At 62.7% G+C, this 21,916-nt stretch carries 24 protein-coding genes; 12 read left to right on the top strand and 12 right to left on the bottom strand.

All coding sequences use genetic code 11. From position 1 onward, the window contains the following. Window positions 1-3 precede the first annotated feature (3 nt). Window positions 4-618 (top strand): LysE family translocator, encoded by a 615-nt coding sequence (locus N2597_RS13095; protein WP_183597261.1) that lies wholly within the window; start codon window positions 4-6, stop codon window positions 616-618. Between the two features lie 20 nt (window positions 619-638). Beyond that, the gene (locus N2597_RS13090; protein WP_183597263.1) at window positions 639-1,553 is read left to right on the top strand and encodes a dihydrodipicolinate synthase family protein; all 915 of its coding nucleotides are present in this window, start codon (window positions 639-641) and stop codon (window positions 1,551-1,553) included. A gap of 100 nt (window positions 1,554-1,653) precedes the next feature. Here the strand turns inward: N2597_RS13090 and N2597_RS13085 are convergent, their stop codons facing one another. After that, complete coding sequence (locus N2597_RS13085; RefSeq protein ID WP_183597265.1) at window positions 1,654-3,693, bottom strand: ATP-binding protein; 2,040 nt, start codon at window positions 3,691-3,693, stop codon at window positions 1,654-1,656. A 323-nt stretch (window positions 3,694-4,016) separates the two neighbouring features. On the opposite strand from N2597_RS13085, the gene N2597_RS13080 reads away from it, so the two are divergent. Further along, window positions 4,017-5,807 (top strand): acetolactate synthase 3 large subunit, encoded by a 1,791-nt coding sequence (locus tag N2597_RS13080; RefSeq protein WP_183597267.1) that lies wholly within the window; start codon window positions 4,017-4,019, stop codon window positions 5,805-5,807. 23 nt (window positions 5,808-5,830) lie between these two features. Beyond that, entirely contained in the window at window positions 5,831-6,403 is a 573-nt protein-coding gene (gene ilvN, locus N2597_RS13075; RefSeq protein WP_009994120.1) for an acetolactate synthase small subunit, read from the top strand. Window positions 6,404-6,740: 337 nt separating this feature from the next. Here the strand turns inward: ilvN and N2597_RS13070 are convergent, their stop codons facing one another. Beyond that, a complete protein-coding gene (locus tag N2597_RS13070) occupies window positions 6,741-7,589 on the bottom strand; it encodes an aldo/keto reductase (protein WP_183597269.1) in 849 nt (282 codons plus the stop codon). Window positions 7,590-7,741: 152 nt separating this feature from the next. On the opposite strand from N2597_RS13070, the gene N2597_RS13065 reads away from it, so the two are divergent. Continuing rightward, the gene (locus N2597_RS13065; protein ID WP_183597271.1) at window positions 7,742-8,335 is read left to right on the top strand and encodes a LysE family translocator; all 594 of its coding nucleotides are present in this window, start codon (window positions 7,742-7,744) and stop codon (window positions 8,333-8,335) included. A 41-nt stretch (window positions 8,336-8,376) separates the two neighbouring features. On the opposite strand, the gene N2597_RS13060 is transcribed toward N2597_RS13065, so the two are convergent. Continuing rightward, complete coding sequence (locus tag N2597_RS13060) at window positions 8,377-9,648, bottom strand: SDR family oxidoreductase (RefSeq protein ID WP_183597273.1); 1,272 nt, start codon at window positions 9,646-9,648, stop codon at window positions 8,377-8,379. Between the two features lie 368 nt (window positions 9,649-10,016). Here N2597_RS13060 and nthA point away from each other — a divergent pair, with 368 nt between their 5' ends. From nthA to N2597_RS13045, 3 genes are read left to right on the top strand one after another with little or no spacing between them, the layout of a single operon-like run. Beyond that, window positions 10,017-10,655 (top strand): nitrile hydratase subunit alpha, encoded by a 639-nt coding sequence (gene nthA / locus N2597_RS13055; protein ID WP_183597275.1) that lies wholly within the window; start codon window positions 10,017-10,019, stop codon window positions 10,653-10,655. Then, a complete protein-coding gene (nthB, locus tag N2597_RS13050) occupies window positions 10,652-11,311 on the top strand; it encodes a nitrile hydratase subunit beta (RefSeq protein ID WP_096771794.1) in 660 nt (219 codons plus the stop codon). Before nthA ends, nthB begins: the two co-directional genes overlap by 4 nt. Beyond that, window positions 11,298-11,669: a nitrile hydratase accessory protein gene (locus N2597_RS13045; protein ID WP_183597277.1), complete on the top strand. Its 372-nt coding sequence runs from the start codon at window positions 11,298-11,300 to the stop codon at window positions 11,667-11,669. Before nthB ends, N2597_RS13045 begins: the two co-directional genes overlap by 14 nt. A 3-nt stretch (window positions 11,670-11,672) precedes the next feature. On the opposite strand, the gene N2597_RS13040 is transcribed toward N2597_RS13045, so the two are convergent. Genes N2597_RS13040 through N2597_RS13030 form a run of 3 tightly spaced genes read right to left on the bottom strand, consistent with a single transcriptional unit; the run spans window position 11,673 to window position 13,379 of the window. Next, window positions 11,673-12,455, bottom strand: a complete 783-nt coding sequence (locus N2597_RS13040; protein WP_183597279.1) for an anti-sigma factor family protein — start codon at window positions 12,453-12,455, stop codon at window positions 11,673-11,675. Continuing rightward, entirely contained in the window at window positions 12,452-12,967 is a 516-nt protein-coding gene (locus N2597_RS13035; protein ID WP_183597281.1) for an RNA polymerase sigma factor, read from the bottom strand. Before N2597_RS13035 ends, N2597_RS13040 begins: the two co-directional genes overlap by 4 nt. Before the next feature lie 31 nt (window positions 12,968-12,998). Next, a complete protein-coding gene (locus tag N2597_RS13030) occupies window positions 12,999-13,379 on the bottom strand; it encodes a COG4315 family predicted lipoprotein (protein WP_183597283.1) in 381 nt (126 codons plus the stop codon). Between the two features lie 213 nt (window positions 13,380-13,592). Between N2597_RS13030 and N2597_RS13025 the strand changes: the two genes are divergently transcribed. Then, window positions 13,593-14,081, top strand: a complete 489-nt coding sequence (locus N2597_RS13025) for an RrF2 family transcriptional regulator (RefSeq protein ID WP_038689936.1) — start codon at window positions 13,593-13,595, stop codon at window positions 14,079-14,081. Window positions 14,082-14,201: 120 nt separating this feature from the next. Here N2597_RS13025 and N2597_RS13020 read toward each other — a convergent pair whose 3' ends face one another. The 4 genes from N2597_RS13020 to N2597_RS13005 form a co-directional block, all read right to left on the bottom strand. Next, window positions 14,202-15,683: a cyclic nucleotide-binding domain-containing protein gene (locus N2597_RS13020; protein ID WP_183597285.1), complete on the bottom strand. Its 1,482-nt coding sequence runs from the start codon at window positions 15,681-15,683 to the stop codon at window positions 14,202-14,204. A 97-nt stretch (window positions 15,684-15,780) separates the two neighbouring features. Then, window positions 15,781-16,197, bottom strand: coding sequence for a cupin domain-containing protein (locus N2597_RS13015; RefSeq protein WP_010038193.1), 417 nt, complete (start codon window positions 16,195-16,197; stop codon window positions 15,781-15,783). A gap of 35 nt (window positions 16,198-16,232) precedes the next feature. Beyond that, the gene (locus N2597_RS13010) at window positions 16,233-16,988 is read right to left on the bottom strand and encodes an SDR family oxidoreductase (protein ID WP_183597287.1); all 756 of its coding nucleotides are present in this window, start codon (window positions 16,986-16,988) and stop codon (window positions 16,233-16,235) included. A 68-nt stretch (window positions 16,989-17,056) separates the two neighbouring features. Next, entirely contained in the window at window positions 17,057-17,536 is a 480-nt protein-coding gene (locus tag N2597_RS13005; protein WP_096764772.1) for a carboxymuconolactone decarboxylase family protein, read from the bottom strand. 131 nt (window positions 17,537-17,667) lie between these two features. On the opposite strand from N2597_RS13005, the gene N2597_RS13000 reads away from it, so the two are divergent. Together N2597_RS13000 and N2597_RS12995 are read left to right on the top strand one after the other, a co-directional pair. Next, window positions 17,668-18,594: a LysR family transcriptional regulator gene (locus N2597_RS13000; protein ID WP_038689927.1), complete on the top strand. Its 927-nt coding sequence runs from the start codon at window positions 17,668-17,670 to the stop codon at window positions 18,592-18,594. Between the two features lie 57 nt (window positions 18,595-18,651). Beyond that, on the top strand, window positions 18,652-19,779 hold the full coding sequence (locus N2597_RS12995) for an ATP-dependent DNA helicase (RefSeq protein WP_183597289.1): 1,128 nt from the start codon (window positions 18,652-18,654) through the stop codon (window positions 19,777-19,779). Window positions 19,780-19,832: 53 nt separating this feature from the next. Here the strand turns inward: N2597_RS12995 and N2597_RS12990 are convergent, their stop codons facing one another. Continuing rightward, window positions 19,833-20,525, bottom strand: coding sequence for a MerR family transcriptional regulator (locus N2597_RS12990; protein ID WP_096764773.1), 693 nt, complete (start codon window positions 20,523-20,525; stop codon window positions 19,833-19,835). Window positions 20,526-20,695: 170 nt separating this feature from the next. Beyond that, window positions 20,696-20,968, bottom strand: a complete 273-nt coding sequence (locus tag N2597_RS12985; RefSeq protein WP_183597292.1) for a hypothetical protein — start codon at window positions 20,966-20,968, stop codon at window positions 20,696-20,698. Between N2597_RS12985 and N2597_RS12980 the strand changes: the two genes are divergently transcribed. Next, window positions 20,967-21,719, top strand: a complete 753-nt coding sequence (locus N2597_RS12980; protein ID WP_096764774.1) for a pyridoxine 5'-phosphate synthase — start codon at window positions 20,967-20,969, stop codon at window positions 21,717-21,719. The two genes, N2597_RS12985 and N2597_RS12980, sit on opposite strands and share 2 nt — an antisense overlap. The last annotated feature ends 197 nt before the right edge of the window (window positions 21,720-21,916 follow it).

The following is a 21,916-nucleotide window of genomic DNA, read 5'->3' as shown; positions in this document are numbered from 1 at the left end:
AAAATGCAGGATCTTCTCGTCGTCTATATCGCCTATGTCATCGCAGCAGGAAGCCCGGGGCCAAGCAACATGGCGATCATGAATGTCGCGATGAGCCAAGGGCGCCGACCGGCCCTGGCGCTTGCCGCCGGCGTGATAACGATGTCGACATGCTGGGGTCTGATTGCCGTCACCGGCATTTCGACACTGCTCGTACGCTATGCTCATGCCCTGTTATTCCTCAAGATCGCGGGCGGGCTTTACCTCCTCTGGCTCGCCTGGAGGGCGGCTCGCTCGGCCGCTGCCACGGATTCGCCGGCAGGCGAGCCAGCCCGACCGTCGACGGACTTCGGCGTGCTCTATCGCCGTGGCATACTGATGCATCTCGGAAACCCCAAAGCGGTTCTGGCCTGGGTCGCGATCATGTCGCTTGGCCTCAAACCGGGCGCTTCGCCCGAGATGGCGGTCACGGCTTTCGGCGGCTGTGTGCTGCTCGGGATATCGATATTCGCCGGTTATGCCCTGCTGTTCTCGACGGCGCCGATGGTGCGCGGCTATGCCAGGGCGCGCCGCTGGATCGAGGCAAGCCTTGCCGTGTTCTTCGCGGGCGCCGGATCGCGCCTGCTGTTCTCAAACTGACGGTTCTGCAGGATCACATCGTGTCTTCGGCTTCTCCCTTTCACGGCCTTTCGGCCTTTCCGGCAACGCCCGCGAATATCGATGGCCGCGTCGACACCGAAGCCCTCGGCCGCCTTCTGGAACGCTTGTGCGAAGCGGGCGTCGCCTCTGTCGGGCTACTCGGCAGCACCGGGATCTATGCTTACCTCACGCGCGAGGAGCGGTTGCGCGCCGTCAAGGCCGCAGTCGAATGCGTCGCCGGCCGTATTCCTCTCATCGTCGGGGCCGGGGCTCTCAGAACGGACCACGCCGTGGGTCTTGCCCGGGATGCCGAGGCGGCCGGTGCGGATGCTCTTCTGCTGGCGCCGGTCTCCTACACGCCGCTGACGCAGGAAGAAGCCTATGAGCATTTCCTGGCGGTCGCGAAGGCAACGAAGCTGCCGGTCTGCATCTACAACAATCCCGGCACGACCCATTTCACCTTCAGCCGCGAGCTTCTCCAGCGCCTCTCCGATATCGAAACGATCAGGGCGGTGAAGATGCCGCTGCCGGTTGACGGCGATTTGCCAGGGGAACTTGCGGCCCTGCGGGAAAAGACCGATCTCGCGATCGGTTACAGTGGCGATTGGGGCGCGGCCGATGCGCTGCTTTCCGGCGCGGACGCCTGGTACAGCGTCGTCGGCGGTTTGCTGCCGCGCACGACTCTCGGCCTGGCCAAGGCCGCCATGGCCGGCGACGTCGATGGGGCACGCCGGCTCGATAAGCTCTTCGCGCCGCTATGGCAAACCTTCAAGGCATTCGGAAGCATCCGCGTGGTCTATATGCTGCTCGAGCATCTCTCACTCGCCAGGGCGGAGCTTCCGCGACCGCTCCTGCCGCTGAAATCAGCGGATCGCCAGCGTGTGCTCGAGATCGTCGAGCCGCTGATCGCTCTGGAGGGCGGGCGGAAGTCTTAATGCATGTCGCCCGGACGTGTGCAGCGGTTCCGGGACAACGACATGCATAAAAACAAAGAGCTAAAGCGCGTTGCGTGAATCAAATTTGCTGCGACGCGCTTTAGTCCTTGTTGTAAAGGCTGCTCAGCGGCTTTTTCAGAATGCTTTCGCGCAGCGACGAGCCGGGTTCCCGGCGGGTGATGGCTGGCTGGTCGGTCGGCGGCGCAGGTCGCGGAAAGATCGGTTCCTCGCGGCGCATCTCGCGGCGCAACGCATCGAGCCGTGGATCGACGGGTGGAGGTGCGGCCGGGTCCAGCCCCGGCGTCTGCGGCAGCAGTTCGCGCCGGTAGGATTCGAGAGGCGCCGAAACCGGTGGTGGCGAGGCCGGTGGAGGCGGTGCGTAGGGCTTGGCCTCGAGAACCTCGTCGGCGTCATCCGCCTCGTCGGAAGGTGCCGTCGATGCGCCGAAGCTCTGCTGGAAATTCGAAATATCGGGTCCGACCGTCACCGCCCGCATGCGGGTGACGATCTTGCGCAGATCGACCGTATCCGGATCTTCCTCGCTATGCTTGCTGTTGGCGCTGGCAGCCTTCGGCAGCAGGTTTTCGTCGACGCGCGAAAAGCGCATGCGCATTGGCACGCTGATCGCCTCGCCGAAGGCGATCGCCTCGCCATTGCCGATCGAGGAGATGAAGCTCGTCGTCGAGATCGATGAATTCGGGATGGCCGAGCGGATGATTTCCTGGTCGCGGTCATTGGCAAGGCGCATGGCAAACAGCGTCGAGCACTGCGACAGGATCGTCTGGTCGAGCTCGCCCGGCCGCTGGGTGATGATCCCAAGCGAGACGCCGTATTTTCGGCCTTCCTTGGCGATGCGGGCGATTGCCTGGCGCGTCGGCACGAAGCCGAGGCTTGGATCGGAGGGGATATAGCGGTGGGCCTCCTCGCAGACGACGAGCATGTGGATGGCGCCGTCACTCCAGAGTGCCACCTCGAAGGCCATGCGGCAGAGCACGGAGGCGACCGAATTGACCACTTCGGAAGGAATGCCGGCAAGCTGGAAGGTGCAGATGGGCCTGCTGTCTCCGGGAATGCGGAATATCTGCGCGATGGTGTCGGTGATCGTGTCGCTGATTGTGTTGTTGGAAAACATGAAGTGATAGCGTGGATCGTTGATTGCAGCGATCAGTCGCATCTTCAGCGAACGCAGGGAGGGTTTTTCGGCGCGGCCCTCGAGGCGGCCGATGCGCTCGTCGATCAGGGCCAGGAGATCGGCCATGCGATAGGGAACCGGCGTATCGGCGGTAATCGAGCTCTTTTCCGTCGTCCGGCGCACCAGTGAGTTATCGCTGCCGCGGAAGGCGCGCTTGGCCTCGGGCATGATGTCGCGCAGCATATCCAGTTCTTCAGGCACCGGCGGGCGGCCGCGGAAGACGACTTCGGCGAACTCCTCGAGCCGCATCAGCCAGAAGGGCAGGTCGAGCGTATCTGTATCGATGGTGACAGCGTGCTTAGGAAAGGCGGCGGCAAATTCGTTGTGCGGATCGAGGATCAGCACGCGCAGCTTCGGGTCGGCCGCAATCGCCTTATGCAGCAGCAGAGAGACGGCCGTCGATTTGCCGACGCCGGTCGAGCCGACGACGGCGAAATGCTTGGAGAGCATCGAGGGGATGTGGATCGCCGCATCGATGCTTTCGTCCTGCGTAAGCTTGCCGATGACGGCGGTCGTGCCCGTTCCGGCATCGTAGATGCGCATCAGGTCGGCAGAACGAATGCGGTGGGCGATGGCGCCGAGATAGGGATAACGCGAAATACCGGTCGAGAATTCCTCGCGCCCGTCCTCGTCGACGCGGACTTCGCCGAGAAGCTCGGTCTCGATCTTGAAAGTATTGTCCTCGCCTTCGCCCCAGGCATGGCTGCCGGTGTTCATCTGATAGACGAGGGCAACGACGCGGTTGCGGCCGACGCTGATGGAGATCAGCCGGCCGACGGACCAGAGTTCGGTGAGATCGGTGTTGCCCTCGACGGCGACGGCGGCAATCGTGGCTCTCGATCCACTGCATGCAACGACGCGGCCGAGAAAGCGATTTCCCGGCGCATGGCCGTCGCGTCTATCGTGCTCGCCTGCCTTGCCAGACATGCGCAAGTCGTTGTTGAGCAAAGGCTACTCCCTGCGGTAGCGTTAAAGGATAAAGTTGATCCTTTAACAAATCCTTCATCCTATCGATTTTCAGGGCCGAAGGCGCGGGGTAGTTTTTTATCGCGGCATGCGTTGACGCTGCGAAATTTTCTGTCTATCACTTCCCGCCATGAAAATGGCAACGGCTCTTATCGTGGTGGGAAGGCGCATGGGCAGGATGGTGTAACCATCCGGCGACAGCCACCCATGCGCTAGATGACAGGCTCCTCCGGGGCCTTTTTTTATGCCCGAATTTCGGGCTTCCGGCCACAAACGCAAATCCCAGCATCAAACGGAACAGACAGATGAGCACGGACAATCAGGCGGCAGGCAATCGGATGACGGGAGCGGAGATCGTTCTCAAGGCGCTGAAGGACAACGGCGTCGAACATATCTTCGGCTATCCCGGCGGCGCGGTTCTGCCGATCTATGACGAGATCTTCCAGCAGGACGAGGTCAAGCACATCCTCGTGCGCCACGAGCAGGGGGCAGGCCATGCGGCCGAAGGTTATGCCCGCTCCACCGGCAAGGTCGGCGTCATGCTCGTCACCTCGGGTCCCGGCGCCACCAATGCGGTCACGCCGCTGCAGGACGCGCTGATGGATTCGATCCCGCTCGTCTGCCTGACCGGCCAGGTCCCGACCTCGCTGATCGGCTCGGATGCCTTCCAGGAATGCGATACGGTCGGCATTACCCGGCCCTGCACCAAGCACAACTGGCTGGTCAAGGACGTCAACGAACTCGCCGCCATCATTCATGAGGCCTTCCGCATCGCCCAGTCAGGCCGTCCGGGTCCCGTCGTCGTCGATATTCCGAAGGACGTGCAGTTTGCGACCGGCACCTATACGCCGCCGGCCGATTATCCGATCCAGAAGAGCTACCAGCCGAAGATCCAGGGCGACCTCAACCAGATCCATGCGGCAATCGAGCTGATGGCGAATGCGCGCCGTCCGATCATCTATTCCGGCGGCGGCGTCATCAATTCTGGTCCCGAGGCTTCCAAGCTGCTGCGCGAGCTGGTCGAGCTCACCGATTTCCCGATCACTTCGACGCTGATGGGTCTCGGCGCCTATCCGGCTTCGGGCAAGAACTGGCTGAAGATGCTCGGCATGCACGGCTCCTACGAGGCCAATATGGCGATGCATGACTGCGACGTCATGGTCTGCATCGGCGCCCGCTTCGACGACCGCATCACCGGACGTCTCAATGCCTTCTCGCCGAACTCGAAGAAGATCCACATCGATATCGATCCGTCCTCGATCAACAAGAATGTCCGCGTCGATATCGGCATCCGCGGCGATGTCGGACATGTCTTGGAAGACATGGTTCGCCTGTGGCGGGCGCTGCCGAAGAAGCCGGAGAAGAACCGCCTTGAGGATTGGTGGAGCGATATCGCCCGCTGGCGGGGGCGCAACTCCTTCGCTTATACGAAGAACAACGACGTGATCATGCCGCAATATGCGCTGGAGCGTCTCTATGCGCATACCAGGGACCGTGACACCTACATCACGACCGAAGTCGGCCAGCATCAGATGTGGGCAGCGCAGTTCTTCGGCTTCGAACAGCCGAACCGTTGGATGACCTCGGGCGGCTTGGGCACGATGGGTTATGGCTTGCCGGCCGCCCTCGGCGTCCAGATCGCCCATCCCGAAAGCCTCGTCATCGACATTGCCGGCGACGCCTCGATCCAGATGTGCATTCAGGAAATGTCGACGGCGATCCAGTATGATGCGCCGATCAAGATCTTCATCATGAACAACCAGTACATGGGCATGGTGCGCCAGTGGCAGCAGCTGCTGCACGGCAATCGCCTGTCGCACTCCTATACCGAGGCGATGCCTGATTTCGTCAAGCTGGCGGAAGCCTATGGCGCGGTGGGCCTGCGCTGCGAAAAGCCGGATGAGCTCGACGACGCCATCGTCGAGATGATCGAGGTCAAGAAGCCCGTCATCTTCGATTGCCGCGTCGCCAATCTCGCCAACTGCTTCCCGATGATCCCCTCGGGCAAGGCCCATAACGAAATGCTGCTGCCCGACGAAGCCACCGATGAAGCGGTCGCCAACGCGATCGACGCCAAAGGCCGTCAGCTCGTATAATGATAAGGTAGGAACCCAGGACCATGAACGCACATCTTCAGCCCACCGGCTCTGCCTACTTCATCTCGCCGGAAACCACGGCAATCGAGAGCCATACGCTTTCGGTCCTCGTCGACAACGAGCCGGGCGTCCTTGCCCGCGTCATCGGCCTGTTCTCGGGCCGCGGCTACAATATCGAAAGCCTCACGGTTTCGGAGACCGAGCATCAGGCGCATCTTTCCCGCATCACCATCGTCACCCGCGGCACGCCGCATGTTCTGGAGCAGATCAAGGCGCAGCTCGATCGCATCGTGCCGGTCCATCGCGTCGTCGATCTGACCGTGCGCGCCCGCGAACTCGGCCAGGAACGGCCGATCGAGCGTGAAGTGGCGCTGGTCAAGGTGATCGGCGAGGGCGAAACCCGCGCCGAGACGCTACGCCTTGCAGATGCCTTCCATGCCAAGGTCGTGGATGCAACAATTGATCACTTCATCCTGGAGATCACCGGCAAGTCGTCGAAGATCGACCAGTTCGTCGCGATCATGAAGCCGCTCGGCCTGATCGAGGTCTGCCGCACCGGCATCGCGGCGATGAACCGCGGCGCGCAGGGGATGTGAGGCACGAGCTTCCTACTTCCCTAGGCGTCATCCTCAGCTGTGCTTACTAGGCAAGGGACGGAGACGGCGCGGCGAATCTCTTCTCCCCTCGGGGAGAAGGTGCCGGCAGGCGGATGAGGGGGCCGCACGGAACATCCTTTCCGTGATAGTCTATTCCCGCCAGCGCAACGTAGCGCCCCAATGTGGTCTATGCTCGTACGACGATCAGTTGAAAGACCGGCGTCACCGGCCCCCTCATCCGCCCTTCAGGCACCTTCTCCCCGCTGGGGAGAAGGTGGAATCGCGAAGTAGGGGCGTATAAAACGGATAGGCGTGGAGCAGTTCGGGCCGCTGGAGATCAAAGCATCTCCAGCGGCTTCTTCTTTGCCGGCGGCGGGAAGGCGGCGTCCAGCGCCTGCCAGTCGTCGTCGGTGATGTCGAGCGAGACGCAGTCGCGGTTCTCAGCCACGCGTTCGGCATTCGAGGTCTTCGGGATGACAATGACGCCGTCGCGTTCGAGCAGGAAGGCGAGCGCCAGCTGAGCGGGCGTCGCCTGATAGGCTTTGGCGATGCGGATCAGTTCGGGATGGTGAATGATGTGTCCCTGCTCGATCGGCGAATAGGCCATGATGGGAATGCCGCGGCTCTGGCACCAGGGCAGGAGATCGTATTCGATGCCGCGGCGGGAGAGATTGTAGAGCACCTGGTTGGCGGCGACATTGGCGCCGTCGGGCACGGAGAGCAGTTCCTCCATGTCGTCGGTGTCGAAGTTGGAGACGCCCCAGGCGCCGATCTTGCCTGATGCTTTCAGCATTTCGAAGGCGGCGACAGTCTCGGCGAGCGGATGATTGCCGCGCCAGTGCAGGAGGTAGAGATCGATCCGGTCGGTGCCGAGCCGTTCCAGGCTGTGCTCGCAGGCCTCGACCGTGCCTTTCAGGCTGGCGTTCCAGGGATAGACCTTGCTGACGAGAAAGACATCGTCGCGCCGTCCCCTGATCGCCTGGCCGACGATCTCCTCGGCGCCGCCGTCGCCATACATTTCGGCAGTGTCGATCAGCGTCATGCCGAGATCGATGCCTGCCTTGAGGCTTTCAATCTCGATCCTGGCATGGCCGGCATCCTCGCCCATGGCCCATGTTCCCTGGCCGAGCGCCGGCACTTCCGTGCCGTTCGGGAATTTGACGGAGGGGATGGGGTCGTCCTGCATGATTTTTTCCATTTTTCAGGAGATTGCGCAGCGTTCTTATCTTTCAACTAATCCTGTCACCATGACAATGATGTAACGGCGTCAAGAGTTTAGGGCAGTTATGCTGACCTAAATAAAGCAGGCCGCGGAAAGAGCCGGCTTTGGGAGGTCGCATGCCGCTGGATACGTTTCTCGCCCTCGTTCTCTTCGCCTTCACGACGTCGATCACGCCGGGGCCGAACAATATGATGCTCTTTGCCTCGGGCGTGAATTTCGGCTTCCGCAGGACGATCCCGCATATGTTCGGCATCGGCACGGGTTTCTTCTCGCTGCTGATCGGCGTCGGCCTCGGGCTCGGGGCGCTGCTGCACACGATGCCCCTGGTCTATACGGTGCTGAAGTTCGCCGGCGGCGCCTATCTTGTCTGGATCGCCTGGAAGATCGCCTCCTCGCGTTCGCTGAGCGAAGGCAGGGACAGTGCTGCGCCAATGTCCTTTTTTTCGGCGGCGGCCTTCCAGTGGGTCAACCCGAAAGCCTGGGTGATGGCGGTCACGGCGATGGCGACCTACACCAATCCAGAACTCTACCTTGCCAGCGTGCTGATCGTCGGCCTGGCTTTCGCAGTGGTCAACGTGCCGAGCGTCTCGACCTGGGCGGGCTTCGGCTCGGCGCTCAGTGATTGGCTTTCCGATCCCATGCGGCTGAAGTGGTTCAACATCACCATGGCCGTGCTTCTCGTGGCGAGCCTCTGGCCGATGCTAAAATAGAGCAATCGACGGTTTCGTGAGCAGCAGCCATTCCTCAAGCATCAGCGTTCATCCAGGGTGGCAAGCGCCGTCAGCGTCAGCAGGACCGACGGCAGCACCTTGACGAGTGGACCGAGCGGATCGAGCCAGAGCGCGGGTTCGAGCAGGCTGCCACCGGCGAGATAGGCCAATGAGACGGCGAGCATGCCGAGAAGGGCGCGTTTGGCGAGCGGGCGAACAAGCACGGCGGCGCCGAGTGCTACGTCGATAAGGCAGGTCGCAAACGTCAGCGCCGTTGCCGCCGCTTCCGGCATGAAGGGCAGGAAGTGCGTCGAGGCCCTTTCCATCGAAAGCAGTGGGATCAGGCCAGAGAGCAGCCAGAAGGCCGACAGGCCCGATATGATGAGGGGCTTCAGGAGATAGAGCCAGGCAAACCAGAGATCCTGCACGCCGGAGGGATTAGCTGCTAGCGTGGCTGCCGCCGATGTCGCGCCAAGGCCGCTCTCCCTCTTTGCGCTCCGTATGCCCTCGGACATGACTCTCATCGCCGTCGAGCGCAGCGGCGAACGCCAGCCGAGAAGGCCCGCCATAGCGGCAAGCCAGGTGACTGGTCGCGTAAGCCAGGGAGCAAGCGAAAAGACGCGGGCGGGCGGCAGGCCCAACCATTGCCGGTGAAGGCCGACGAGTTCGGCGAGCGTCAGCACCTCGCCGGCGGCGAGATCGATATCGCCGCGAAGGTCGCCTGCGACCGCCCGCGACACCGCTTCCGCCACATCATCCACCGAAAGCGTTTCGACCGGGCTTTCCGCATGGACGAGCGGCAGCGCCAGCGGAAAGGCTGCGAGCGCTCGCAGCAATGACGAGCCGCCATGGGCATTGCGGCCGAGAACAAGGGCAGGGCGCAGGATGAGATGAGGCAGGCCGCTTGCCGCCAGCGCCTCATCGGCCCGCCGTTTGGTGGCGAGGAAGGGCAGCGCGCCTGCCGCGCCGGCGGTCCTTGCCGATATCTGCACGATCAAAGGACGGGAGCGCTTCGCCGCGGCATAGAGCGCCAGCATCGCATCCGCCTGGGTCGCCGCGAGATCGTCCGAGAGTCCGTCCTGCAGGGCGCCGGCGCAATTGACGACGGCGTGCCGGTCTTTCAGGAGGTTCTCCCAGTCCTCGGGCTTTGTCATGCGCGAGAGATCGGCGCGCCGCCAGTCGATTGCCGGCTGCTTCAGGCGGGCTCGCGCGGGATTGCGGCCGAGCCCGGTCACGGCATGGCCGTCCGCAGCGAGTCGGGCCGCGACGACCGAGCCTATGAAGCCTGTTGCGCCGAGAATCAGGATGTTCATGGCGGGAGATTAGCGGAAAAGTTTGCGTGGGATAGGAGGGCTTGGCGGGGTTGTGGTGTATGGTAGAAGGAAGGTGGATGCTTTGGGGCAGACCGTTGCTTATTCCCCTTCTCCCCAGCGTGGAGAAGATGCCGGCAGGCAGATGAGGGGGTGAGCGGCGCAGGCCGCTAATGCACGGAGCGTAAGCGAAGGGCAACGATGACGGGTGTGCCGTGTGGCCCCCCTCATCCGACCCTTCGGGCCACCGCCCGGGGTTGCGCCACGGGTCTCAACCCGTCCTTCGGACCCCCGCTGGGGAGAAGAGGAGGAGCGTGCCGTGCGCGTTGAGGAAACAGGGCGCCGATCGCCGTTTCCGGGAGGATATTGCGTTGCACGACGACCACAGTGACGACCACGACCATAACCACGATCACGACAACCACTATTCCGACATGCAGGCCCGCGTGAAGGCGCTGGAAACGCTGCTGACGGAGAAGGGTTTGATTGATCCTGATGCGATCGATGCGATCGTCGAGACTTACGAAACCAAGATCGGACCGAGGCATGGCGCGCATGTCGTCGCCAAGGCCTGGAGCGATCCTGATTTCGCCGACTGGCTGAGGCACGATGCGACGGCGGCGATTGCGAGTCTCGGTTACACCGGCCGGCAAGGCGAGCATATGCGCGCCGTCTTCAATACGGCTGAGACCCATAACCTCGTCGTCTGCACACTCTGCTCCTGTTATCCCTGGTCTGTGCTTGGCCTGCCTCCGGTCTGGTACAAGGCGCCGGCCTATCGATCGCGGGCGGTGATCGATCCGCGCGGCGTGCTCGCCGAATTCGGGTTGACGCTGCCGTCGGGCAAGCAGATCCGCGTCTGGGATTCGACAGCGGAGCTGCGTTATCTGGTGATCCCCGTGCGCCCCGAAGGCACGGAGGGAATGGATGAGGCAACGCTTGCCGGCCTTGTCAGCCGCGATGCGATGATCGGCACGGCCGTGGCCGCCAGCCCGGAGACACTGTCATGAACGGACCGCACGATCTCGGCGGGCAGATGGGCTTCGGCCCTGTCGCGCCTGAGAAGGACGAGCCCTATTTCCATGCCGAATGGGAAAAGCGCGCGCTCGGCATCACGCTTTCCTGCGGGGCTTTCGGCGCATGGACGATCGACGAAAGCCGGCATGCGCGCGAGAATATCCGGCCGGCCGACTACCTCTCGGCGAGCTATTACGAGATCTGGATCCGCGGCCTCGAGATGCTGCTGGAACGGCACGGCTTTGCGACGCGCGAGGAGTTGCTGTCCGGCCACAAGCTGCAGGATGGCAAGGCGCCGAAACGGGTGCTGAAGGCGGAGATGGTGCCTGCCGTGCTTGCCAAGGGTGGGCCTTGCGACCGGCCGGTGGATGGCGAGCCACGCTTTGCGGTCGGCGAGCGGGTGAAAACGAAGAATTTCAATCCGGCGACCCATACGCGATTGCCGCGTTATGCCCGCGCCAAGGCCGGTATCGTCGAAGCGGTGCAGGGCTCCTTCGTCTTTCCCGATGATAATGCCCACGGCAAGGGCGAGAACCCGCAATGGCTCTATACTGTCGTTTTCGACGGCGGCGAGATCTGGGGCCAAGGCGCGGACCCCTCGCTGACGGTCTCGATCGACGCATGGGAGAGCTATCTTGAGCGTGTGTGAGATGCCCTCCGAGCTCAGCCAATCGCCGGGGCTGCCCAAATCTGCCGAGGGCGAGCCGGTCTTTCCCGAACCCTGGGCGGCCGAGGCTTTCGCCATGACCGTGCATCTGCATGAGAAGGGGCTGTTTTCCTGGAGCGAGTGGGCGGAAACGCTTTCGCGGCAATTGCACCAGCCCGGACGGGTTGAAGACGGCAGCGATTATTTCGACTGCTGGGTGGCGGCGCTTTCGGAGCTGTTGGTCAGCCGCGGCGTGGCCGACGCATCCGCCATCCTCGAGCTGCAGCAGAGCTGGCAGCGGGCGGCCGAGGCGACGCCGCATGGCCACCCGATCGAGCTCGCCAACGATCCCCTGCGCTGATTCTCACGACGGAAACTGCCTGTAACATTCCTCGGCCACCGCGCGCAGCGTCTCACGCGAGATTTCGCCGGTGACGGCATAACCAAGTTCGCCGTCGATCCAGTAGAAGGTTTCGAGATTGCCCGACGAGGCGAAGCGGAAGCTCGTCGTGCGGTTTTCCGTGTTGCGGCCGACCATGACGGTCAGGCGCTCGCCGGCTTGGTTCTCATACATGAACATGGCGCCCGGCCTGCCGTCGACCGGCAGCAGGCGGCCGCCGACCAGCTTGAAGCCGAGCGGCTGCAGGTTGGGGATCTTGAGGTTTTCGATCGCCAGTCGCTTGCCGAGCCAAGTGGCGAGATGGGCCTCCTCGTCGGCGAAGACTTCGACGGGATGACGGACTTCGGCGGCATAGACGGTGAAGGCGGTCTCGGCCTGCTTCGGCAGGGTCTCGGAGCCGGCAAGCTGCAAGTCCGGCTTTTGAACAAGGGCCGGGCCATAATGGCCGGTGAGGGCGCCGAGCGCGAAGACGAGGACGGCGGCCCCGGCGATCGCGAAGCGCTTCGCCGCCGGCGAGGCGGTGCGCGGCGGGGATACGAGCAGGGGATCACTATCCCTGGCCCTTTCATATCCGGCAAAGAGCGAGCGGATGCCTGCATTCTGGGTCTGCCATTCGGCGACCATCGCCGCCTCCTCGGGATTGTCGGCAAGGTAGGCCTCGATACGGGCCCGTGAGGTTTCGGGCACCTGGCCGTCGGCATAGGCGTGGAGATCGGCTTCGGTGACGATCGGGTTGGTCTCGTTCATTTCGGTCTCCGAAGCGTAACGATGTTGTCGGCCTTCAGATGTTCGGCGACGCGTTGGCGGGCGCGCGACAGGCGGGACATGACCGTGCCGATCGGGATATCGAGCGCGGCGGCGACCTCGCTGTAGCTATATCCTTCGATGACTACGAGCATCAGCACGGCGCGGTGTTCCTCCGAAAGGCTGTTCAGCGCATCGTTGAGCCGGGCGCGCTCCAGCGGATCGGCGGCCGGTTCGGGGGCGGCCATATCCTCGGCGGCATCGAGCTCGACCAGATCGCCGCGCGGCTTGCCGCGCCGGCCGTTGCGGTAGAGATTGGTCATGATCGTCAGGACCCAGCCGCGCAGGTTGAGACCGCGCCATTGGCTGCGGCGCGTCAATATCTTCTCGACACAGTCCTGGAGCAGGTCCTCGCCATCGGCATCCGAGCGCGTCAGGCTGCGCGAATAGCGCCTGAGCGAGGGGAGGAGGGCCAGGATCTGGCCCTCGAAACTTTCGGGTGCGGGTGTCTTCACGCCGGCTCTCGTGGTATCTGGGCCCTCAGGGTCAAGGCTTGGCGAGATCCCAGTTGCCGCCGACGCCGTCGCCGGTGATGTCGCCGGCCTTCGTGTCCTTGACCCAGTAATAGAGCGGCATGCCGTCCTTGGCCCATTGCTTCGTGCCATCCTTCCGTTCGATGATCGAATATGCACCATCGGCCTTTGCATCGGAAGCGGCCATCAGCGGTGGCCAGTTCTTGGCGCAATCGTCGTAGCAGTTGGAAACGCCCTTGGCGTCCTTCTTAAAGGTGTAGAGGGTCATTCCGTTTTCGCCGGCCAGAACCTTGCCCTTGGCGGAATCGACTTCCTTGACGGGAGCGGCGGCGAAAGCAGCGGTCGCGGCAAAGGCGCCAGCCGCTACGACGGACAGGAATTTCACGGACTTCATGATGTTTCTCCTCGGGTTGGGCACGCGATTTCGCGCTACCTGAGATGAGACACCGGGCGAGGCGGTTTTATTCCCATGTGGAGAAAGTTTTATGCGGGCGGACGTTCATTCGCGATGCGATACCCTGCTTTTACGGGTCATTTACATCATGGATATTTGCGGATAGCATATATCCTTAATTCCGCTCGCAGAGCCAGCATGATGAGTAGTTGAATGATCCTGAAAAGCCAGGTCGAGTGGGCGCTACACTGCTGTGCCATTCTCGCGGGCCTGCCCGAGGGCCGGTACCTCTCCACCAAGGCGCTCGCCGAGCTTCATGGCCTGCCGAAGGAATATCTCTCCAAGGCGCTGCAGAGCCTTTCGCAGGCTTCCCTCGTTGATACCACGCTCGGCCCGAGCGGCGGCTACAGGCTTGCCAGACCCTCGTCGGAGATCAATTTCCTCGACATCGTCGAGGCGGTCGAGGGCAAGGCGCGCAGCTTCACCTGCACCAATATCCGCGAGAACAATCCCTGCCGGCCGGCCGGCTATTGCGACAGCAAGCCCTGCGCGGTCGCCCGCGTCATGTGGGAAGCCGACGAGGCCTGGCGCGACACGCTGCGACGTGTCCGCCTTTCCGATCTCGTCGGCACCTTATCCGAAGAGGTTCCGCCGGATATCTGGCGGGATACGTTCGAGTGGGTGCTGAAGCGCGCCGGCTGAGGGTCGTGCGAAACCCCTAAAGCGCGTCGCGATCTTTCAGATTCGCTCCTTACGCTTTAGCTCTTTGCTTTTACCCATGTCGTTGCCGCAAAACCGCTGCACACTTTTGCGCGACATGCTCTACGCCCTGAAAATGGTCCTGATGGTCTTCAGGATGGCATGGGCGCTGCGCACCTGTTCCGGGGGCAGGGCGGCGCCGTCGCGGAAGCGCTCGGCGCGGCCGGCAAGCTGTTCGGCGATTTCTTCGGCCAGGGCCGGGCGTTCGGCGAGCAGCGGCGCGAAGGCCTCCTGATCGATTTCATAGGCCGTTACCGGCGTTAGCGCCTCCAGGGTGCAGACTTCCTGCATGCCGGCGAGCAGGCCGGTCTCGCCGAAGAAATCGCCGGGCGCCAGCCGTCCGCGCTCCTCGTCCGCATGCCGGGCGGCGATGATGCCGGCGCGCACCATCATCAACGAGGGCAGCATTTCGCCCTCCCGCACGATGACGTCGCCCTTGCGGAACTGCCGGACCGCGGTGGTCTCGGCGAGCTTTGCCTTTTCATCTGATGTCAGCGTCGCAAAGACCGGAATGGCGTCGATCAGCGCAAGCGGCGTCACGCTCGGCGGCTGGGCGTTTTCCTCGGTCGGCAGGTTGGCCGTCAACACCGTGGCCGACGGCGGAATGGCCAGCAGCAGCCCGGCGGATTTGCAATGGCGATAGACGAGATCGAGCACCTCGTTTCGCGCCGGCACGCGCTGGCTGGGGCTCGTCACGCGAAACTGCAGCTCGACTTCGAGCGACGTAGCATCGAGCCCCTTCAGGGCGACGACCGGCGGCGGATCGCGCACGATGGAATTGCAGCTGGTGAGCGCCGTCAGCATCATCTGGCGGATCGATGCCGGCATGCGCGTCGGGGCGATGCGGATGGTAAGGATCAGGAGATGGGCCTCGTCCGGCCGGCTGACATTGGTCAGGCCGAGCTTGGCGAGAAAGCTGTTCGGCAGCACGACGATATTGTTGCCGGGCGTCAGGATATGCGTCGCGCGCCAGTTGCTCTCGACGACGCGCCCCTCCGTGCCGTCGCTCAGAAGAATCCAGTCGCCGATGACATAGGGCCGGCCGAGGGTTAGCGCGATGCCGGAGAAGACATCGGCGAGCGTGTTCTGCAGCGCGAGACCAAGGATGATGGCGACGACGCCCGAGGTCGCAACGAGGGTTCCGATCGGCACGCCGAAGACGAAGGCGAGGATCGAAAGCACCATGCCGATATAGACGACGCCGATGACGAGATCCTGGAGCAGACGGGCCTCACGCGGGCTGCCCTCCAGCACCAGATAGAGCCTGATGAAACCGATGACGGCCCATGCCAGGTGAAGCCACCAGAGCGATTTGGCGAGAATAACGAGTAGAGCTTGCGGGTCCTGCGTCTCATATCCCTGGAAGCGGTGGGGTTCGATGCCACTGCCGACAAGGATCAGCGTCATGACGGCAAAGAAGAGGATCTGCACCACCAGCCGCGTCGTCGGCCGCTGGCTGGAGAGGAAGTACCAGACGACGATGCCGGCGAAGCCGACCGTTATGAGCGATATCAGAGGCTTGCCGAAGAGCGCGTCGTAGATCATCTCACTCTTTCTCCGGGAGGGGCGGGCGGCACATGATTGAGCATGTCGGCCAGCCGCGCAAGCATGGGGCCTTGCGCGGATGGCCTTTAGCGGATCGTCAGTTCTGCAGCGGGAACGTCAGTTCTTTCTGGTCGGTGTCGACGACGAAAACGGCGAGCAGGCGGGCGGGCTGCGTTTCGCTGCCATTGGCGCTGACGCCATGGCGGTCGCCCGGCATTTCCGAGAAGCTCTCGCCGGCCTGATAGGTCTTGACCGGACCGTCATTGACCTGGCTGCGGATCGATCCTTCCAGAACGGTGGCGTAGATGAAAGCCGAGTCCGGATGGGTGTGGCCTTCGGAGAAGCCGCCGGGCCCGTATTCGACCAGCACGCCCTTGATGCTTTTGCCCGGCACGTTCGGCAGTTCGTGCTCATAGACGAGCGTTACCTTGGCGGACTTGCTGCTGTCGTGGGCGGAAGCGCCGGTCGTTGCCAGAAGGGCGAGGGCGGCGGCGAGGAATGATGACTTGATCATGGGAATCTCCTTATTGCCTGGGGTGAAGAGGCCGATCACCTCGGCCGGGCAGATGTGGCGAACCACTGTTCTAAGGTGATCGAGCCGAGGCGCGGGTCGTCGTCGGAAACGAGGGACTGGTCGTTTAGCCTGGCGCCGAAATATTTCGCCTCTGCGTCGGCCTCGACGATCCGCGGATCCTTCATCGCCTTGAGATACCGGGCGACGAGCTCGCTGAGCCGGACCCTTTCCGGGCCGGATATTTCGATCGTCTTGTTAGCCGGGGCGGAGAGCGCCACGTCGGCCATGGCGTCGGCCACGTCGTCGGCAGCGATCGGCTGCACATAGGCGGGCGATAGACGAACCGTCTGGCCGACCGTGCCCGACTGGGCGATGCCACTCAGGAATTCCATGAACTGCGTCGAATGCACGATAGTATAGGGAATGCCCGATGCCCTGATCAGTTGTTCCTGGGCGAGCTTGCCGCGGAAATAGCCGCTTTCCTGCAGCCGTTCGGTGCCGACCACGGAAAGCGCGATATGGTGCCTCACGCCGGCAGCCTTTTCGGCGGCGAGAAGATTGCGCCCCGAGGTCTCGAAGAATTCGAGCACGGCCTTGTCCTCGAAGGAGGGTGAGTTGGCGAGGTCGAGCACGACTTCGGCACCGGCGAGCGCTTCGGCCAGTCCTTCTCCGGTGATCGTATTGACGCCGGAGTTCGGTGAGGCGGCGATCACCTCATGCCCGCGCTTGCGCAGGCGTTCGACAGTCTTCGAACCTATGAGGCCGGTTCCGCCGATGACAACGATTTTCATACGGATCTCCTTTCGCCGCCGGGATGCCGACGGCGTCAAAGTTGAATCTTTTCAATGCATTTCGGGGTTTAGTTCAGGCCAGCTTTATCGAGGCCGTAGGCCTTGTCGGCCGTGCCGGGCACGGTCTTGAAGCCGACATTGACGCGGTTCCAGGCATTGATGGCCATGACGACGAAAGTCAGGTCGGAGATTTCCTTCTCCGAAAGCTGGCCGCGCACCCGCTCGTAGATTTCATCAGATACGCCGCCTTCGGGAAGCCTCGTCAGCGCCTCGGTCCAGGCAAGGGCCGCGCGCTCGCGGGGAACGAACAGGTTCGACTCGCGCCAGATGGCGACGTGGTGAAGCCGCAGCTCCGTCTCGCCGTGGATCTTTGCCTGCTTCACATGCATGTCGAGGCAGAAGCCGCATCCGTTGAGCTGCGAGGCGCGGATCTCGATAAGGGCCTGAAGCTTCTCATCGATGACGCTGCTTCTCAGCGCCATGCTGAAATCCATGAATTTCTTGAAAAGCTCGGGGGACTGCTGGGCATAGTTCAATCGCTGAGTCATGTCTTTCTCCTTCAATTAAGGATATTATGTATCCTTATGGATAAAAGATATCCGTAATTGCTGGACTGTAAAGCTATTCTCGCTTAGTCTGCCTGCATAAAGCCTATGCGCAAAAGTATGAGGGGGCAGGGATGGATATCGTTTCGGCATTGCGGACCTTCCAGCGCGTCGTGGAGACTGGGTCCTTCTCGGCGGCGGCGCACGATCTCGACGTGACGCAGCCGGCGGTTTCGCGCCAGGTCGCAGCCCTCGAAGGTCACTTCAACACCCGACTGCTGCATCGCACGACGAGCGGCCTGTCGCTGACGGCGGAGGGAGAGCGGATGCTGCCGATGGCGCTCCGGATTCTCGAAGCTGTGGAGGAGCTCGGCGATGCGGCCGGCTCCGACGGCGCCATGGCTTCCGGCAAGGTCAGGCTCAGCGTTCCGGCGCCGCTCGGCCTCTATCTCAGCGAACGGCTCGGGGATCTTCTCGCCGCCCATCCGAAACTCTCGGTCGAGCTACTCTTCAGAGAGGAGGGCTCGGATATGATCGAGGAACGATTGGATCTCGAAGTGCGCCTAGGCCCGGTCGCCGACAGCAGCCTCGTCTGCCGGCGGATCGGCTGGACGACCGCCTTCCTCGTCGCATCTCCCGCCTATCTCGCGCGCAAGGCCGCCCCGCGCGCACCTCGGGATATCAAGGACCATGAATGCCTGTGTTACAACAGGGCAGGCGAGGCCAATAGCTGGTCCTTCTCGAATGGCTCGGAAGACATATCGGTCCGGATTTCGCCGCGGCTGACCGCTTGCAATGCGGTGGCCATTCACCGGGCGGCCCTTGCCGGGGCGGGTCTTGCAGTGCTTTCGCACATCATCGCGAATCCCGATATCGCCGCTGGGCGGCTGATCCCGGTGATGGAGAACTACCAGCCGAGCCGGCTTCCGGTCACCGTCGTCTATCCCTCGCGGCGCAACATGCCGCTGCGCGTCAAAACGGTTCTGGATTTTCTCATCGGCGCCATGGCGCAGGACCCGTCCATGTGCGCGAGCGGCGCGGACCGGCCGTGGGATGGATGATCTGTCGGCGTTTTCCGCCTTGCCTAAATCAGGCGAATCCTGCCAAGTCCTGCGATCATGCAATTTGCGCCGCAACAAGATGAAGCCCTGAAGGCAGTTTCGAAATGGCTGAACGAGGGGCGCTCGCCGCTCTTTCGCCTGTTCGGCTATGCCGGGACGGGCAAGACGACGCTTGCCAGGCATTTCGCCGAGAATGTCGACGGCGATGTGCTGTTTGCCGCCTTCACTGGTAAGGCCGCGCAGGTGCTGCGCTCGCGTGGCGCCTCCAATGCCAAGACGATCCATTCGCTGATCTACCGGCCGCGCGGCGAGGAGGCGGTGGAGGACGAGGAAACCGGAAAGACCTCGATCGCGCCGATGTTTTCGATCAACCGGCAGAGCCCGGTCGCGAAAGCGGCGCTGATCATCGTCGACGAATGCTCGATGGTGGACGAGGCGCTCGGCAAGGATCTAATGAGCTTCGGCACGCCGATCCTGGTGCTCGGCGATCCCGGCCAGTTGCCGCCGGTGTCAGGCGGCGGTTACTTCACCAATCAGGAACCGGATTACCTCCTGACCGATATTCACCGCCAGGCGCGCGACAATCCGATCATCAAGCTCGCCATGCAGGTGCGCGAGGGCAACGAGGTGATGTATGGCGACTATGGTACGGCCAAGGTGATCTCGAAGAACGAGGTGACACAGCAGCTGGTGCTTGACGCCGACCAGGTGCTCGTCGGCACCAACCGCACCCGGCGGCGCTACAATCAGCGCCTGCGCGAGCTGAAAGGTTTTAACGCCGATTATCCGCAGACCGGCGACAAGCTCGTCTGCCTCCGAAACGATCCGGCCAAGGGCCTGCTCAACGGCTCGCTGTGGCAGGTCATGACCTCGTCGAAGGAAACGACGAAACCCGGCATCAATCTGCTCGTCCGCCCCGAGGACGACGACATGGATCGGGGTGCGGCCAAGATCAAGCTTCTGAAACAGGCCTTCGAGGATGTCGAAGGCGAGATTCCCTGGAACACCCGCAAGCGCTACGACGAGTTCGACTACGGCTATGCGCTGACCGTTCACAAGGCGCAGGGCTCGCAATGGAACCACGTCGTGCTGTTCGACGAGAGCTGGGCCTTTCGCGACACCCGCGAACGCTGGCTCTATACCGCGATCACACGTGCGGCGGAGACGCTGACAATCGTGCGCTGAACCCGGTTTCAGCCGGTAAGGCGACGGTGGCGGCGGTCGGGCGGCTGCAGGCGTCAGGCCTGCACGATGCCGAGCAGGACGGCCTTGGCGATGGCCTGGAAGCGGTTGTTGGCGCGGAATTTCAAGATGATTCCTGCTTCGAGATCCCTCGTCTCGTCGTGTTTCAGGTCGAGCGCCCGGGCGATGCGCTGGGTGGAATAGCCTTCCGCCATCAATTCCAGGCAGCGCTTTTCCTGCGGGGTCAGGCTGGAACTGTCCTGATTGTCATTGAGCGGCTGCGTCTCGCTGCTGCCGTCGTAATCAAGGAGGTCGCCGACCTGCTGGAGCTGGCGGTGAAGCGTCGACATCTCCGCCGTCAGTTCGCGCCGGCGCACCTGCAAGGCCTCGCGGAACATTGCCTCGGCCCCTTCCTGCGAATCGGCTTTGCGAAGCTCGTCCATCAATTCCTGTATCACGGCAATCGGCATGCCCGTCTCGCGGCAGACGGTGATGACGGCCATGCGCATCACGTCGTCCTGGCCGTAGACCCGCATCAGGCCGATGCGATTGGCCGAAATCAGTCCCTTCTCTTCGTAGAAATGCAGCGTCCTGTGCGTAACGCCGAATGCGTTGGCCATATCGGCAATCGGCACCGGACCTTCCGGTAGATCCGGCGGCAGCGCGGCCGAAGGCAGGAACCGGTATTTCGACCGGGCCTCCGAAGCGAAACCGGCGGCAGCAAACAGGCGCTTGGAACCGTCTGGCATGAACCCTCCTAGGGCATCTTGTTGCACCTCATGCAATTTGCCAGTTGCTTCCCGGGCGGGGCGAGTGGGGTTTCCTCTGGGCGGTCTTGTCGGTGGGAAGAAGCAGTACGCGGCTTACGATTACGCGATACAATGTCCACGTTATGCGTGAACGATTATTTTTATAAGTGCTAAAAATAATCTCTTTTAAATGGGATAGCAACGTGACGGCGTGATTTCGTGTGTGCTGCCGCAAAACATGTATTGCGCCGCCGCATCAGCCAGTCGCCTCGAAAGGCGATGGTAAATACTGTTGTGGTACGCACCCGGCCGATGCTCGTTGGAAATGCTGGGGTTTCATCAGCGATCGACATCGCATCCATCTGCGAATCTCGTTGGCCATCGCCGGGCAGTTGGCTTAAAAGCAGGGCCTCTCGTTTCCGTGACCGATGGATGCCAGCCATGCCCGCCAAGCTCTCCGTGAACCTCAATGCCGTCGCCATGCTGCGCAACCGGCGCGACCTGCCCTGGCCGAGCGTCGAAGCGCTCGGGCGAATCGCCCTTGCCGCAGGCGCCAGCGGCCTGACCGTGCATCCGCGTCCCGACCAGCGCCACATCCGCTTTTCCGATCTGCCGGTCATCCGCAACCTGATCGACGACGAATTTCCCGGGGCCGAGTTCAACATCGAGGGTTATCCGACGGAGGAATTCCTCGAACTCTGCGCCGGTGCTGCGCCCGAGCAGGTGACGCTGGTGCCCGACGACCCCGCGCAGGCGACTTCCGATCACGGCTGGGATTTCCGCAAGCACCAGGCGTTCCTCACCGATGTCGTCGCACGGCTGAAGACGATGGGATGTCGCGTCTCGCTCTTTGCCGACGGCGACGGGGATGCGGAAGCGGTGAAGCTGGCAAAAGCGACGGGCGCAGACCGGATCGAACTCTATACCGGCCCCTATGGCGGCTGCTACGACGCGCCGGAACGAGCAGCGCCGATCCTCGAAGCGCTCGGGAAGACGGCGGACGCCGCACTCGCCATCGGCCTTGCCGTCAATGCCGGCCATGATCTGACGGTCGCAAACCTGCCGGCGTTGGTTAAGCGGATCCCCGATCTTGCCGAAGTCTCGATCGGCCACGGGCTGACTGCCGATGCGCTGGAGTATGGCATGGCCGAGACGGTGCGACGGTTCTGCCGGGCTTGCGGGCAGGCGGGTTGAGAAAAGTCGTTTCCTTCTTGCGTATTGGCTTGGTGCCCTTCAAGTGCTTCTCGTGCCCAACGAGTGAGGGCGCAGGGTACCTGTGCTCGAAATCGGACCTGTGGAGCGGCCATATTTCCAACACATGCGCATCTCCTAGTTCTTTCAACCGGAGGGGATGGGGTGCGAGTGGTTACACGTCTATATATGCTTGTCGC

Source organism: Rhizobium sophoriradicis (assembly GCF_025200795.1).
Lineage (GTDB): Bacteria > Pseudomonadota > Alphaproteobacteria > Rhizobiales > Rhizobiaceae > Rhizobium > Rhizobium sophoriradicis.
The sequence above is the reverse complement of the archived record's forward strand: the minus strand, read 5'-3'. Positions and strand labels throughout refer to the sequence as shown.

Bases quoted from the DNA above. Each gene is read 5' to 3' on its own strand.
- N2597_RS13095 (WP_183597261.1), top strand. From the start codon at position 4: ATGCAGGATCTTCTCGTCGTCTATATCGCCTATGTCATCGCAGCAGGA.
- N2597_RS13080 (WP_183597267.1), top strand. From the start codon at position 4,017: ATGAGCACGGACAATCAGGCGGCAGGCAATCGGATGACGGGAGCGGAG.
- ilvN (WP_009994120.1), top strand. From the start codon at position 5,831: ATGAACGCACATCTTCAGCCCACCGGCTCTGCCTACTTCATCTCGCCG.
- N2597_RS13070 (WP_183597269.1), bottom strand. From the start codon at position 7,589: ATGCAGGACGACCCCATCCCCTCCGTCAAATTCCCGAACGGCACGGAA.
- N2597_RS13065 (WP_183597271.1), top strand. From the start codon at position 7,742: ATGCCGCTGGATACGTTTCTCGCCCTCGTTCTCTTCGCCTTCACGACG.
- N2597_RS13060 (WP_183597273.1), bottom strand. From the start codon at position 9,648: ATGAACATCCTGATTCTCGGCGCAACAGGCTTCATAGGCTCGGTCGTC.
- nthB (WP_096771794.1), top strand. From the start codon at position 10,652: ATGAACGGACCGCACGATCTCGGCGGGCAGATGGGCTTCGGCCCTGTC.
- N2597_RS13040 (WP_183597279.1), bottom strand. From the start codon at position 12,455: ATGAACGAGACCAACCCGATCGTCACCGAAGCCGATCTCCACGCCTAT.
- N2597_RS13030 (WP_183597283.1), bottom strand. From the start codon at position 13,379: ATGAAGTCCGTGAAATTCCTGTCCGTCGTAGCGGCTGGCGCCTTTGCC.
- N2597_RS13025 (WP_038689936.1), top strand. From the start codon at position 13,593: ATGATCCTGAAAAGCCAGGTCGAGTGGGCGCTACACTGCTGTGCCATT.
- N2597_RS13020 (WP_183597285.1), bottom strand. From the start codon at position 15,683: ATGATCTACGACGCGCTCTTCGGCAAGCCTCTGATATCGCTCATAACG.
- N2597_RS13015 (WP_010038193.1), bottom strand. From the start codon at position 16,197: ATGATCAAGTCATCATTCCTCGCCGCCGCCCTCGCCCTTCTGGCAACG.
- N2597_RS13010 (WP_183597287.1), bottom strand. From the start codon at position 16,988: ATGAAAATCGTTGTCATCGGCGGAACCGGCCTCATAGGTTCGAAGACT.
- N2597_RS13005 (WP_096764772.1), bottom strand. From the start codon at position 17,536: ATGACTCAGCGATTGAACTATGCCCAGCAGTCCCCCGAGCTTTTCAAG.
- N2597_RS13000 (WP_038689927.1), top strand. From the start codon at position 17,668: ATGGATATCGTTTCGGCATTGCGGACCTTCCAGCGCGTCGTGGAGACT.
- N2597_RS12995 (WP_183597289.1), top strand. From the start codon at position 18,652: ATGCAATTTGCGCCGCAACAAGATGAAGCCCTGAAGGCAGTTTCGAAA.
- N2597_RS12990 (WP_096764773.1), bottom strand. From the start codon at position 20,525: ATGCCAGACGGTTCCAAGCGCCTGTTTGCTGCCGCCGGTTTCGCTTCG.
- N2597_RS12980 (WP_096764774.1), top strand. From the start codon at position 20,967: ATGCCCGCCAAGCTCTCCGTGAACCTCAATGCCGTCGCCATGCTGCGC.
- N2597_RS12985 (WP_183597292.1), bottom strand. From the start codon at position 20,968: ATGGCTGGCATCCATCGGTCACGGAAACGAGAGGCCCTGCTTTTAAGC.